General features: G+C 32.5%; 14 protein-coding genes. 3 read left to right on the forward strand and 11 right to left on the reverse strand.

Annotation, left to right across the window (positions count from 1 at the left end):
• Nucleotides 1-12: 12 nt before the first annotated feature.
• Together SYO3AOP1_RS07635 and fabZ are read left to right on the forward strand one after the other, a co-directional pair.
• Entirely contained in the window at nt 13-870 is an 858-nt protein-coding gene (locus tag SYO3AOP1_RS07635) for a UbiA-like polyprenyltransferase (RefSeq protein ID WP_012460149.1), read from the forward strand.
• 2 nt (nt 871-872) lie between these two features.
• The gene (fabZ, locus tag SYO3AOP1_RS07640) at nt 873-1,304 is read left to right on the forward strand and encodes a 3-hydroxyacyl-ACP dehydratase FabZ (protein ID WP_012460150.1); all 432 of its coding nucleotides are present in this window, start codon (nt 873-875) and stop codon (nt 1,302-1,304) included.
• A 376-nt stretch (nt 1,305-1,680) separates the two neighbouring features.
• Here the strand turns inward: fabZ and SYO3AOP1_RS07645 are convergent, their stop codons facing one another.
• The 7 genes from SYO3AOP1_RS07645 to SYO3AOP1_RS07675 form a co-directional block, all read right to left on the reverse strand.
• Nucleotides 1,681-2,673 carry a bifunctional oligoribonuclease/PAP phosphatase NrnA gene (locus SYO3AOP1_RS07645; protein ID WP_012460151.1) on the reverse strand — a complete coding sequence of 331 codons (993 nt, stop codon included), beginning with the start codon at nt 2,671-2,673 and terminating at the stop codon, nt 1,681-1,683.
• An 8-nt stretch (nt 2,674-2,681) separates the two neighbouring features.
• On the reverse strand, nt 2,682-3,311 hold the full coding sequence (nth, locus tag SYO3AOP1_RS07650; RefSeq protein WP_012460152.1) for an endonuclease III: 630 nt from the start codon (nt 3,309-3,311) through the stop codon (nt 2,682-2,684).
• Complete coding sequence (locus SYO3AOP1_RS07655) at nt 3,311-4,210, reverse strand: 5'-3' exonuclease H3TH domain-containing protein (protein WP_012460153.1); 900 nt, start codon at nt 4,208-4,210, stop codon at nt 3,311-3,313. Before SYO3AOP1_RS07655 ends, nth begins: the two co-directional genes overlap by 1 nt.
• Entirely contained in the window at nt 4,200-5,177 is a 978-nt protein-coding gene (gene hemB, locus SYO3AOP1_RS07660; RefSeq protein WP_012460154.1) for a porphobilinogen synthase, read from the reverse strand. The genes SYO3AOP1_RS07655 and hemB overlap by 11 nt, the downstream gene beginning before the upstream one ends.
• Before the next feature lie 12 nt (nt 5,178-5,189).
• Nucleotides 5,190-5,618: a YMGG-like glycine zipper-containing protein gene (locus tag SYO3AOP1_RS07665; RefSeq protein ID WP_012460155.1), complete on the reverse strand. Its 429-nt coding sequence runs from the start codon at nt 5,616-5,618 to the stop codon at nt 5,190-5,192.
• Nucleotides 5,619-5,635: 17 nt separating this feature from the next.
• Entirely contained in the window at nt 5,636-6,346 is a 711-nt protein-coding gene (locus tag SYO3AOP1_RS07670; RefSeq protein ID WP_012460156.1) for a 16S rRNA (uracil(1498)-N(3))-methyltransferase, read from the reverse strand.
• 387 nt (nt 6,347-6,733) lie between these two features.
• Entirely contained in the window at nt 6,734-7,903 is a 1,170-nt protein-coding gene (locus tag SYO3AOP1_RS07675) for a nucleotide sugar dehydrogenase (protein WP_012460157.1), read from the reverse strand.
• A 688-nt stretch (nt 7,904-8,591) separates the two neighbouring features.
• Here SYO3AOP1_RS07675 and mqnE point away from each other — a divergent pair.
• Entirely contained in the window at nt 8,592-9,713 is a 1,122-nt protein-coding gene (mqnE, locus tag SYO3AOP1_RS07680; protein ID WP_012460158.1) for an aminofutalosine synthase MqnE, read from the forward strand.
• Between the two features lie 18 nt (nt 9,714-9,731).
• Here the strand turns inward: mqnE and SYO3AOP1_RS09385 are convergent, their stop codons facing one another.
• The 4 genes from SYO3AOP1_RS09385 to SYO3AOP1_RS07700 form a co-directional block, all read right to left on the reverse strand.
• Nucleotides 9,732-9,887, reverse strand: coding sequence for a hypothetical protein (locus SYO3AOP1_RS09385; RefSeq protein ID WP_156769261.1), 156 nt, complete (start codon nt 9,885-9,887; stop codon nt 9,732-9,734).
• Nucleotides 9,888-10,131: 244 nt separating this feature from the next.
• Complete coding sequence (locus tag SYO3AOP1_RS07690; protein WP_012460160.1) at nt 10,132-10,614, reverse strand: peptidylprolyl isomerase; 483 nt, start codon at nt 10,612-10,614, stop codon at nt 10,132-10,134.
• Nucleotides 10,615-10,701: 87 nt separating this feature from the next.
• Nucleotides 10,702-11,949, reverse strand: a complete 1,248-nt coding sequence (gene hisZ / locus SYO3AOP1_RS07695) for an ATP phosphoribosyltransferase regulatory subunit (protein WP_012460161.1) — start codon at nt 11,947-11,949, stop codon at nt 10,702-10,704.
• An 18-nt stretch (nt 11,950-11,967) separates the two neighbouring features.
• Entirely contained in the window at nt 11,968-12,603 is a 636-nt protein-coding gene (locus tag SYO3AOP1_RS07700; protein WP_012460162.1) for a phosphoserine phosphatase PspA, read from the reverse strand.
• Nucleotide 12,604 lies beyond the last annotated feature (1 nt).

The following is a 12,604-nucleotide window of genomic DNA, read 5'->3' on the forward strand; positions in this document are numbered from 1 at the left end:
TTTTGCAAACAAGTGATAAATAAAATTAAAACCTATTTAGAGTTAGTAAAGTTTTCCCATACAATCTTTGCCATTCCTTTTGGGTTATCAGCGGTATTTATAATAGAAAAAGGATTTCCATCTTGGGAAAAGATATTTTGGATTTTAGTAGCTTTAGTTTCTGCAAGAACCGCCGGAATGGCTTTTAACAGATTTGTTGATAGACCAATAGATGCCAAGAACCCAAGGACAAAGAACTGGCCATCCGCAAAAGGTGAAGTTAGACCAAACGAGATAATGGCTCTTGGACTTATATCATCAATTATATTTATATTTTCTGCTTATAAATTAAACATGCTTGCATTTTGGTTGTCTCCAATGGTGATTTTACTTTTATTATTGTATCCTGCCGGGAAAAGATTTACTTATTACGTTCATCTTATTCTTGGGTTAGTTTATTTTTTAATCCCGATTGCTGTTTCCATAGCTTTAAGAGGCAGTATTGAAATATCTGCAATATTTCTTGGTATAGGTATGGCTTTTTGGGTAGCAGGTTTTGATATTCTTTATGCTTTACAAGATTATGAGTTTGACAAATCTTTTGGACTTTACTCTATCCCTGTAAAATATGGTATTAAAAATGCAATATTAATATCAAGAACTTTCCATTTTATAACATTCATTTGTCTGATTTTAACAGGATTTTTTGCAAATTTATCGTACATATATTTTGCAGGATTATTTATTTTGAGTGGATTTTTGGTCTATGAGCATTTACTTATAAAAGAAAATGATTTGTCAAAGATAAATAAAGCTTTTTTCACAGTTAATGGTTTTATTAGTATAATATTTAGCATAATCGTTTTATTAGATGTCTTTATCGGAGGTTGAAAATGGAAGATGTATTAAAAATAATGGAAGTTTTACCACACAGATATCCATTTTTACTTGTTGATAGAATTTTGGAGATTGATGTAGAAAACATGAAAATCAAAGCTTTAAAAAATGTAACTATAAACGAGCCGTTTTTTATGGGACATTTTCCTGGAAATCCGGTAATGCCAGGGGTATTAATAATAGAAGCAATGGCACAGGTTGGAGCATATTTAATGCTTAAAAAAGCAGGCATAGAAGATGGGATAGTTTTATTTGCAAGTATAGAAGAAGCAAAATTTAGAAAGCCGGTTGTTCCAGGAGACCAAATCATATTTGAAGTTGAAGGCATCAATATAAAAAAATCTATGGGAAAGATTAAAGCCATTGCAAAGGTTGACGACCAGGTAGTTTGTGAGGCGATCTTAATGGCAGCAGTTAAGAAGAAATAAGGTTAAGAATTTTAAAATTTGAAAGAGTTCTTAAAACATTTAACAATTATCCTTTCTATAATGCCAAAAATATGAGGGTGCTTTAAACTTTAATTAAGTCTAAAAATTAACTAACTTTTTATCGTCATTCTGCAGCCGGCGAAGAATCTCTATATTTGTACCTCTAAAATATCGTTCTGCAGCTGGCGAAGAATCTCATTTTTTCGCTCTTTCTTAAAAAAGAGATCTTTCGGCTTTGCAGCCTCAGGATGACAAAAAGGCAAACTTGCAAAAATTTTAGAACACTCTTACTCATTTTACATATACATTTATACAACTTACAGGAATTTAGAATAACCTCAGAAAAAGTAAACTTAAAAAAAATCTTAGAATATTGTTAAACAATCTCTTGTAATACTTGCATTTTCTCTAAATTATCAATACTTTCCGCTATTGCCTCAACCAACTTAGATTTTACATCTTCATAATAACCAACAACTCTACATCCTGATGCATCTTTATGTCCGCCACCACCAAATTTACGAGCTATTTTCTGAACATCGACCTCGCCCTTTCCTCTCATAGAAATTCTCCACGTTTTTAAATCTTCTCTTTGAATCATCAAAACAGCAACTTTAACCGTATCTATACTTCTTGCAAAATTTACAAAACCTTCTGTATCTTCTTCTTTTGTATTTGTTTCGTTTAAAAAATCTCTAAATACTGTCAGAACCGCTATTTGGTCATTATGATAAAGTTCCAATGTAGAAAGTGCTTTTGTCAATAACTTTAAAACATTGACTTTATTCCTTTCAAACAGCATTTTTGAAATGTGGTGCGGATTTGCGCCTTTTTTGACTAAAAATTCTGCTATTTCAAAGGTTTTGTCTGTTGTATTGTTGTATCTAAAAGAACCCGTATCTGTTATCAAACCCGCATATAATGCAGTAGCTATTTTTTCATCTATCAAATTTTCATCCCAATTTCTTAATACATAAGTCATTACAGCAGTTGTGGAAGGACTAAAATCATCTACGATATCATAAATACTTTCAAACTCTCCGCCGATGTGATGGTCTATTCTGATAACTTCATCTGCACAAATTTCTACACCGGCACGTTTTTTGCTTGACGCATCTACTAAAATAGCAACAGAAAATTTATGATTTATTGGTAGTTTTTTTATTTCATTTACTTCAGGCATAAAATCGCAAACAAAAGGAAAATCGTCTTTCATAGCCATTGTAACGTTCTTACCAAGTTTTTTCAAGAAAAGATAAAGGGCTATCATGCTACCGATTCCATCGCAATCGGGGTTTTCATGTGTAAATAGAAGAATATCTTTTTCCTCTCTTTTGAGTCTTTCTATTATTGGAATTGACATTTCCATCTTTTACCTCACAAGTTCTTTTTTTCATAAGGACAGATATCAGAAACATAGCATTCTTTACATTTTGGTTTGTTTGCAGTACAAATGTATCTACCAAATAACACTAAGGCATTTGAGATATAAACCCAATTTTCTTTTGAAAAGAATTTAGTTAAATCTTTCTCTACTTTTTCTGGACTAGTTTGATTAGTTATTTTTAATCTTTTTGCAACTCTCTTAACATGTGTATCTACTACAATTGCAGGAATTTTATAAGCATTTACAAGTAATGCCGATGCTGTTTTTCTCCCAACGCCAGGAAGAGATGTTAATTCTTCTAATGTTTTTGGAATTTGTCCGCTGAATTTTTCTAAAATTGCTTTAGCACATTCTTTTATAAGTTTTGCTTTTCTTTTATAAAAACCAAGTGGCTTTATTATTTCTTCAAGATCTTTTAAATCTGCGTTTGCAAGGGCTTGGGGGGTTGGATATTTTTTGAATAAAATTGGAGAAACCTGATTGACTTTTTTATCAGTAGTCTGTGCTGACAGAATGATGACAATCAATAGTTGAAATTCATTTTCATAATTTAACTCTATCTTTGGGTCAGGAAAATGTTTTTTTAATCGTTCTATTAACTGCTGCTGTGTAAATGCCATCAGAATAAACTCTTTTGTTCTATCTTATCTTCTTTAATTTTTAAATTACTTTTTTCTACATCTTTTAACAATGATTTAAATCCTAATTCTTGAAAGATTTGTTTTAGCTTTTCTAAGTCTGGTTTTGATTTTTTTAGGTCTTCTATTTTTATATTTATCTCAATGTTGGCATCTAATTTTATTATTTCTTTCATTCTTTGAAGCTGCTCTTTGTCTAATTCTTTGAAAGATTCTTTTAATTTACCTTTTAATTTATCTACATTTTCTAATATATTCTCTAAACTTCCAAATTCTTGCAGTAAAGCAGCAGCAGTCTTTGGACCAATTCCTTTTATACCGGGAATATTATCTACAGCATCGCCAATCATTGTAAGATAGTCTATAAACTGCTGTGGATGGATTCCGTATTTTTCTTTGATTTTTTCTTTATCTAAAAGCTCTTCTTTTACTGGATTAAAGATTTTTATATTGTCTGAAATTAGCTGGTTCATATCTTTGTCAGGGGTAACTATAATAGCTTCGTAGCCTTCTTTTTCTGCTTTTTTTGACAATGTAGCGATGATATCGTCAGCTTCATAGCCGGGTATTTCAAGAATTTTTATTCCAAGAAGCTGGATTATTTCTTTTAATATTGGGATTTGTTGTTTCAATGGGTCAGGAGTCTCTTTTCTTGTTGCTTTATACTCACTGAATTTTTCATGGCGAAGAGTTTTTCCGGGAAGGTCAAATGCAACGGCTACGTATGGAGTGTTAAAGACTGATAATGTTTTTAAAAGCATTCTTATAAAGCCATACACTGCACCTGTTGGTCTTCCATCCGGAGCAGTTAGAGGTGGCAGTGCATAGTATGCTCTGTACAAATAAGATGAGCCGTCTATTAATAAAACTTTATTTTTCATTTTTCAGTATCTTAGCAACCTCTTTTGCAAAGTATGTGATTATTATATCTGCTCCGGCTCTTTTCATAGAGATAAGAGTTTCAAGCATAACCTTTTTTTCATCAATCCATCCAAGCTTGCCGGCTGCTTTTATCATTGAATACTCACCGCTAACGTTGTAAGCTGCGATAGGCACGTTAAATGTATTTCTTAAATCTCTTATGATATCAAGATAAGACAATGCTGGTTTAACCATAACAATGTCCGCACCTTCCTCTATATCGATGGCTACTTCTCTTAACGCTTCTCTTCTGTTTGCCGGGTCCATTTGGTAGGTTCTTCTATCTCCAAATGCAGGTGTTGAATCTGCTGCCTCTCTAAATGGTCCATAGTAAGAAGATGCATACTTAGCCGAGTAAGCCATTATTGGGATGTGTTTATACCCTGCTTCGTCCAAAGCTTCTCTTATGGTTTTAACAACCCCGTCCATCATACCGGATGGAGCTACCATATCCGCTCCGGCTTTTGCATGAGATACTACTTGTTTTTTTGTATTTTCAAGAGTAAGATCATTGTCTACATCATGGTCATGTAGTACTCCGCAATGTCCATGTGATGTGTATTCACAAAAACAAACATCTGTTATTACATACAGATTTGGATAATGTTTTTTAATATGCCTTATAGCTCTTTGGATTATTCCCTCTTCATTCCAAGTGTCCGAGCCAACTTCATCTTTATGGGAAGGGATTCCAAACAAAAGCACTGCCGGAATCCCAAGGTTTACCACTTCATCAAGCTCTTCATTGACTCTATCTAACGACCATCTATATATTCCCGGCATAGATGGTATTTCTTTTTTAATATCTTTCCCGTCTTCTATAAAGATTGGATATATTAGGTCATCAACCAAAAGGTAATTTTCTCTTACAAGCCTTCTTATATTTTCATTTTTTCTTAACCTTCTTAATCTATTGACCGGGAACATTTTCTCTCCTAATTAATAATTTCTTTCTGTTTTTTCAGACTCACAAACTTCCTTAATTTGGTCTTTAACTAATTTTCCATTTTCATAAATTTTCTCATGGACTTTATGACACTTTGTTTTTGCATCATATCCAGCCGGTTCTGCCTGATATACAACCTTTCCATCTTCAGTTTGATATCTTACTGGTTGGTTAGTTTGAACTGCCTCTACAGCTCCTCTTTTTGATATTTCTGCTATTGTAGCTCCAGCTATGGCACCAATTACACCACCAATTACACCACCTTTCCATTTGTTCCCACTAGTTAAGATTGCTCCCGCTGTAGCTCCTGTAACTGCTCCAATTAAACCACCTTCATAAGTTGATTGAGAAGGTCTGTAAGTTTCTGCACAGCTTGTAATCATAAACGCTATAAGTACTCCGAGTGCTATTAATTTTTTCATCTTTATTACCTCCAAATTTAATTTTCTAAAATACACTTAATTTGACATATTCCAATTATTATAGCAGTTTCCATTTTTAAAATGTAGTCTCCTAAGGATAATGGAATAAAACCTTCTTTTTTAAGATATTCAATCTCCTCTTCTTTAAATCCGCCTTCATTTCCTATAAAAACTGACGCAGTTTTGAAATTATTATTCATAAGCATTTTAACTTTATTTTGCTGCTCTTTTTCATAAAATACAACTTTTAAATCATCATTACATTTAATATTATATAGTTTTATAGGTTTTTCAATAATCAATGGAAATGGTCTTTTACACTGTTTTATTGAGTTAAGGGCTATTCTTTGCCATTTTTCAAGTTTTTTGGTTACGTCTTGCTCTTTTACTGCTGAGTTTTTGGATATTACAGGGATTAGTTTGTAAACTCCAAGCTGTGACAATGGCTCTATAATTTCATCTATCTTTGAAAGTTGGTTTGGCATACATTGATATAACGTTATTTTAAATTCTTCTTCTTTAACGGGGATTTTTTCTATTGGCAGGGCTATAAGCTGATTTTTAGTAACATCCTCCACCTTAGCAAGATAAACATTCCCATCTAATGTATTGATTTCTATTAAATCGTTTTGTTTAATTCTTAAAACTTTAACAGCATGATTGTATTCTTGGTCTTTTAAAACTAAGTAATCACCTTCTTTTTCTCCTATAAATCTCGGTAAGCTCATTTTTAATTCATCCCTTAACTAAGCAATGTATGAAATTTCTTAAATCGTATGAACTTAAGCTTAAAACTAAATTTTCTATTCTTACAATCTTATTTACCTTCATATCATTGAGGGTGCTTAAAATTTTGACTAAGTCTAAGAATTAATTAACCTTTTAATCGTCATTCTGAGCGAAGCGAAGAATCTCCGCCTTTTAACTCTCACTTATTCACTTTCTCACTTTCTCACCTTCTTTAAAAGAGGAAATCCTTCAACTTACAGCCTCAGGATGACGAACAAAGGTAAAGTTATATTTACATGCACATTCTGCAACTGCAAAAATTTTAGAACATTTTCTCGTATCATTTAATTTCATATATAACTAATAACCTTTTTGCAAACTATTTACTAATCCCTATAAAAAACATCTCTTGTGTAAACCTTTTCTCTCACATCATCTAAATCAGAGCTATATCTGTTAGCAAGGATAATGTCAGATTCTTTTTTTAATCTCTCTAAGGATACAACATCAAAATCCATAAACTTACTTTCTTTTAGTAAAGGTTCGAAAATTATAACTTGAACATCTTTTGCCCTTAAATACTCAATTATATCTATAATTGCAGCTTCTCTAAAATTATCTGAATCCGATTTCATTGTAAGTCTATAAACGCCAACGATTTTTGGGTTTAAGCTTATAATCTTTTCTGCTATATAGTATTTCCTTGCAATGTTTGATTCAACTGTAGCCTTGATTAAAAAGTGTGGTATTCCTTTTTCTAAGTAGTTAGCCATTAATTGTTTTGTATCTTTTGGCAAGCAGTAGCCTCCAAATCCAAAAGATGGATTATTATAATGCATGCCTATTCTTGGGTCTAAACATACCCCTTCAATAATTTCTTTAGAATTTAATCCATGGCTTTCAGCAAAAGTATCAAGCTCATTAAAAAATGCAACTCTCATGGCTAAATATGTATTTGCAAAAAGCTTTATACTTTCTGCTTCAGTAGAGCCTGTAAATAAAACCGGAACATCTTTTTTTATAGCACCTTCTAACAACAGATTTGCAAACTCCTTTGCCCTCTCACTTTTTTCACCAACTACAACCCTTGAAGGATAGAGATTATCGTATAAAGCTTTACCTTCTCTTAAAAACTCAGGAGAAAAAATAATATTTTCTGTATTAAATTTTTTCTTTATGCTTTCTGTGTATCCAATAGGAATAGTAGATTTAATGACCATTACAGCATCAGGATTTACTGTTAAAACTTCTTTTATGACAGATTCTACTGATTTTGTATTAAAGTAGTTTGTAATAGGATCATAATCTGTAGGAGTTGCGATTATTACATACTTTGCATCTTTGTAAGCTTCCTGCGGGTCTAAGGTAGCCTTTATGTTTAAATTTTTAGTTGCTAAGTATTCTTGAATATCTTTATCTATAATTGGAGATTTTTTTTCATTGATCAGCTTGACTTTTTGAGGGTCTATGTCTTTAATTACAACTTGATGGTTTTGGGCAAGCAAGATAGCATTAGATAATCCAACATAACCAGCACCTGCAACGGCTATTTTCATTAAATTTTTATCTCCTTTTTGTTTATAACGTAATATAATTATAACAAATTCGAATTTATAATCATGAGAGTGTTTAAAAAAAAATTGATAAAGATATTATCTTGTCTGACATTCTGCAGCCGACGAAGAATCTTCGCCTTCATGTCCCTGTTCTGTCATTCTGAGCGAAGAATCTCCTTTTTCCTCAATTTTTAAAAAAGGAGATCCTTCGGACTAAAGTCCTCAGGATGACGGACAAAAATAAACTCGTTTTACACATACATTATAAAACTTGCAGGAATTTTGGAACACTCTCTCTATAATCATGAGCCTGTTCCAAAAAACCAACATCGTCATTCTGAGCGAAGCGAAGAATCTCATATTTTTCTTTTCAAATCAAAAATCAGAAGAGGAGATCCTTCGGCTTACAGCCTCAGGATGACACGGAAAGGTAAACTTACTAGAATTTTGGAACACCCTTCTATAATCATTGCAAAATATTTATTCTTTGCTATAATATCAAAATGCCTTGGGTGAGAAATTAGCAGTTTTTATAAAATTTAAAAAGGAGATCCTTCGGACTTACGTCCTCAGGATGACGAGGAACTTCCGAATGATGTCATTCTGAGCGAAGCGAAGAATCTCCTACTTTTATTGAATTTCTCACCCGACATATATCAAAATCTCATGAAATAAAGGAGCTTGGAATATGAACCTAACAACTGAAGAGTTTTTATCCTTAGCCCAAGATAAAGAGCTTTTTCCTATTATAGATAAAGTTTTCAGCGAAAAAAGACTAACTTCTGACGATGCTTTAAAGCTTTTTAATTCTACCGATATATTGACAATTGGATTTCTTGCAAATTACGTGACAGAAAAGAAAAACGGGAAATATACTTACTTTGTAATAAATAGGCAGATAAATCCAACAAATATCTGCGTTCTTGATTGTAAATTCTGCGCATTTGCTCAGATGGATAAAAATGACCCAAAGGCTTATGAGATGAGTTATGAACAGATTTTAGAAAAAGCTAAACATGCGGTTGAAAATGGAGCATCAGAAGTTCATATAGTTGGCGGTCTTCATCCAGATTGGGATTTTGAAAAATACTTGAATATAGTGTCGTTGATAAAGAAGAGTTTTCCAAGACTACATATAAAGGCGTTTACTGCTGTTGAGATAGATTATTTTTCTAAATTATCCGGTTTAAACTATGAAGAAGTTTTAATAAAACTTAAAGAAGCCGGACTTGGTAGCCTTCCGGGTGGCGGGGCAGAAATTTTTTCTCCAGATGTAAGAAGAATTATTGCACCTAAAAAATTAGGATACAAAAAATATTTAGAAATTCATAAAATAGCTCATAGGCTTGGATTACATTCTACAACAACAATGCTGTACGGACATGTAGAAAATTATAAAGATAGAGTTGACCATATGGAAAAAATAAGGCAGCTCCAAGACGAAACAGGCGGTTTTACCTGCTTTATACCTCTTGCATATCAACCTGAAAACAATGATTTACCGGTAAGTGATTACACTACAGGTATTGATGATTTAAAAACAATTGCGGTTGCAAGACTGTTTTTAGACAATATCTCACATATAAAGGCTTACTGGGTTATGATAGGAGAAAAAACGGCTCAGATAGCCTTAAACTTTGGAGCTGATGATATGGATGGAACTGTAATGGAAGAGAAGATAGCCCACTTTGCAGGTGCAAAATCTCCTACCCAGCAGCAAAAAGAAAAATTAATAAGACTTATTAAAGAAGCCGGAAAAATTCCTGTAGAGAGAGACACGCTGTATAACCATGTCAGAGTTTACGACTAAAAAATTAACTTTAAAGAATTATCTTATAGCATTTTTTGTTTTTATTTTAACGGCTGTTGTTTTTATTATTTCAATAGTTGCGATCCCATATTTGTTATTTCTAATACTAAAAATATTTTTTCTTAGCTTAGAATTTACAGTTTTATTTGTTGTTTTCTTTTGGATTGTAGCCATTGGTATAGTTACAATTTTAAGGCTTTTGGAATATAGTGAGAGATAGAAAGTTAGATAAGGCTGCTTACAAAAATCAACATTGTCATTCTACAGCCGGCGAAGAATCTCTTTTTTCCCCCGTTTTTTAAAAAGAGATCCTTCGGACCTACGTCCTCAGGATGACAAAAAAGGTAAACTTGCAAAAATTTTAGAACACCTTCGAGCTGAGATTTTAAATACTTCTCACTTCCTCACTTATTCACATTTAGTGATGATGACCACCTGCTCCGTGAGCGTGTCCGTGTAAAATTTCATCCGGTGTTGCTTCTCTTACATTAACAACTTCTACTTCAAATACAAGGTCTACACCAGCTAATGGATGGTTTAAATCTACAGTAACAGTGTTATCATCAAAATCTACAACTACCATATTGATGATTTGACCTTCTGGTGTTTGAGCTTGGAGTGGCAAACCTCTCTCAAGTTGAATACCTTGGAAGTATTCTCTTGGAACTTTTTGGATTAAGTTAGGGTCTGATGGACCATAAGCTTCTTCTGCTAAAACTTCAATCGTTCTTTTTTCTCCCTCTTTCATGCCATACATTCTGCTTTCAAGACCTGGGATTATCTCTCCTACACCAGTTAAAAACGTTAGTGGTTGTCCTGCGCTTGCATCAATCACTTCTCCGGTTTCTTTGTCTTTGAGTGTGTACTCAAAAGAAACTACCTTTCTGTCTCCTACTTCCATACTGAAACTCCTTAAAAAAATATTTAGTACCTTTTGGTACTATATGGCAATTCTTAAATACAGACGAACTTTATTATTTCCCCGTCTTTACTTAAGAATCTCCTCTAAGCTTGCTTCTTCTTTTTTATTTTTGTCCTTTAAAATATATACCTTTTTTTCTGAATTTTCAACTGTAATTAAAATTACGTTTTTGTATCCATTTCTAAAGGCGAAATCTATTGATAAATCAATATCTCTTTTTATTATATCCCTTGCTACCGTATATCCTTTTGTTCTTAAGTTTTTAGCTATATTATACGCAAGTTTTTTATCTTCCGTTGTGTCAATTATGTAAAAGTCTTTTTCATTTTTTATTTCCGTTGTCTTTGTGATATAGTCATAAATAGCTAACAAATCAAAAGCAAAACCTGTGGCTGGATGACTGCCGTTATAGTTGCTTAAAAGATTATCATATCTTCCACCGTATCCAATTATCTTTGGAAAGTCTTTAATAAAGATTTCAAAAACGATTCCGGTATAGTAGCTAAACTCTCTTGGCTCACAAAGGTCAAAAACTATGTACTCATCAAGCTGGTATTCCTTAAGTATTTCATAAATTACTATCAATTCTTTTAAAGCATTTGAAATATCTTCTATGTCTTCATATTCCTCTGCTAACTCTTTGAGTTTATCAGCTTTTATGTTTAATTTTGGTAGGTTTAAGATAAAACCTTTTATCTTGTTATTTACATCAAAATCTTTTAAAAATGCTTGTATATTATAGATTTCTCGATTTTTTAGACATAAAAACAACTCTTTTGTTTGGTTTTGCGAAAGGTTTAGGATTTTCGTGATCGCTTTAAATATCTTTACGTTGTTTACATCAATCTGAAAATTTTCTATGGAAAGTTTTTTTAAAGATGAGATAGCAATGGCTATTATTTCTGCGTCCGCTTCTATCTTATCAACGCCTATTAGCTCTACACCTATCTGTTTTTTTTCATAAAGATTGTCACCTTTTGGAACTACGTACCGAAAAACATCCCCAGTGTAGTAAAGTCTGATTGGAAATTCTTTTTCTTGCAAGGAAGCTATGTATCTTGCAATCTGAACTGTAAAGTCCGGTCTCAGAATTAAGGTTTCACCTTCGTATCTATCTACTAATCTAAAAGTATTTTTGAGTATTTCTTCATTTAAAACGTTTTTATGTGCATCATAGTATTCAAGAAGCGGAAGTATTACTTTTTCATACCCCCAAAGCTTAAAATTATCTTCTATATTTTTTTCAATCCAGCTTAAGATGAAACTTTCTTTTGGATTAAAAGTCCTTACGCCTTTTGGTAAGTCTATTTTCAAATCTTAAATCCTCTCTTTTTAAAGTGCATCTAATGCTGGAACGAAGTAATCTCCAAGATAATAAGTATTATTAAGCTTGTAGAGTATAGGTCTTACTGTGTCGTAATCTAAAATTGAGTAGGAAGCATTATCGCATCCAAAAATCCAAAACTTATCCATATCTAAATTTAATCCGGCCGTAAGACTTGCTCTAATTGGTACAGTGTGAGATACGACTACAATCGTCTGATTTTCATGTTTTTCTAATGCATATTTTAAGAATTTTTTTACTCTGTTAAATACATCCTCTAAAGATTCACCATTTGGAAATTTGACTAAATGTGGCTCAAAAAGCCATTGTCTAAACATTTCCGGATATTTTTCTTTTACTTCTTCAACCAACAATCCAGACCAATCTCCATGGTCTATTTCTATTATATCTTCATTTTTGACGATTGGCAGGTTTAACTCTTTGCTTATATACTCAGCTGTTTGGTAAGTTCTTTTTAATGGACTTGAGTATAAAACTGTTGGATTGTATTTTTTTAAAGCATTTGCTATCAATTTTGCTTGGTTATGTCCTCTTTCGCTAAGCTCTGGGTCTAATCTTCCTTGATATCTTCCTATTGGATTCCATAAACTTTCTGCATGTCTAACAAAAATAATTCTTACCACT

The organism is Sulfurihydrogenibium sp. YO3AOP1, assembly GCF_000020325.1.
Classification (GTDB): Bacteria; Aquificota; Aquificia; order Aquificales; family Hydrogenothermaceae; genus Sulfurihydrogenibium.

Excerpts from the sequence above, each read along its gene's own strand:
- fabZ (WP_012460150.1), top strand. The coding sequence starts at position 873 with ATGGAAGATGTATTAAAAATAATGGAAGTTTTACCACACAGATATCCA.
- SYO3AOP1_RS07645 (WP_012460151.1), bottom strand. The coding sequence starts at position 2,673 with ATGGAAATGTCAATTCCAATAATAGAAAGACTCAAAAGAGAGGAAAAA.
- nth (WP_012460152.1), bottom strand. The coding sequence starts at position 3,311 with ATGGCATTTACACAGCAGCAGTTAATAGAACGATTAAAAAAACATTTT.
- SYO3AOP1_RS07655 (WP_012460153.1), bottom strand. The coding sequence starts at position 4,210 with ATGAAAAATAAAGTTTTATTAATAGACGGCTCATCTTATTTGTACAGA.
- hemB (WP_012460154.1), bottom strand. The coding sequence starts at position 5,177 with ATGTTCCCGGTCAATAGATTAAGAAGGTTAAGAAAAAATGAAAATATA.
- SYO3AOP1_RS07665 (WP_012460155.1), bottom strand. The coding sequence starts at position 5,618 with ATGAAAAAATTAATAGCACTCGGAGTACTTATAGCGTTTATGATTACA.
- SYO3AOP1_RS07670 (WP_012460156.1), bottom strand. The coding sequence starts at position 6,346 with ATGAGCTTACCGAGATTTATAGGAGAAAAAGAAGGTGATTACTTAGTT.
- SYO3AOP1_RS07675 (WP_012460157.1), bottom strand. The coding sequence starts at position 7,903 with ATGAAAATAGCCGTTGCAGGTGCTGGTTATGTTGGATTATCTAATGCT.
- mqnE (WP_012460158.1), top strand. The coding sequence starts at position 8,592 with ATGAACCTAACAACTGAAGAGTTTTTATCCTTAGCCCAAGATAAAGAG.
- SYO3AOP1_RS09385 (WP_156769261.1), bottom strand. The coding sequence starts at position 9,887 with ATGGCTACAATCCAAAAGAAAACAACAAATAAAACTGTAAATTCTAAG.
- SYO3AOP1_RS07690 (WP_012460160.1), bottom strand. The coding sequence starts at position 10,614 with ATGGAAGTAGGAGACAGAAAGGTAGTTTCTTTTGAGTACACACTCAAA.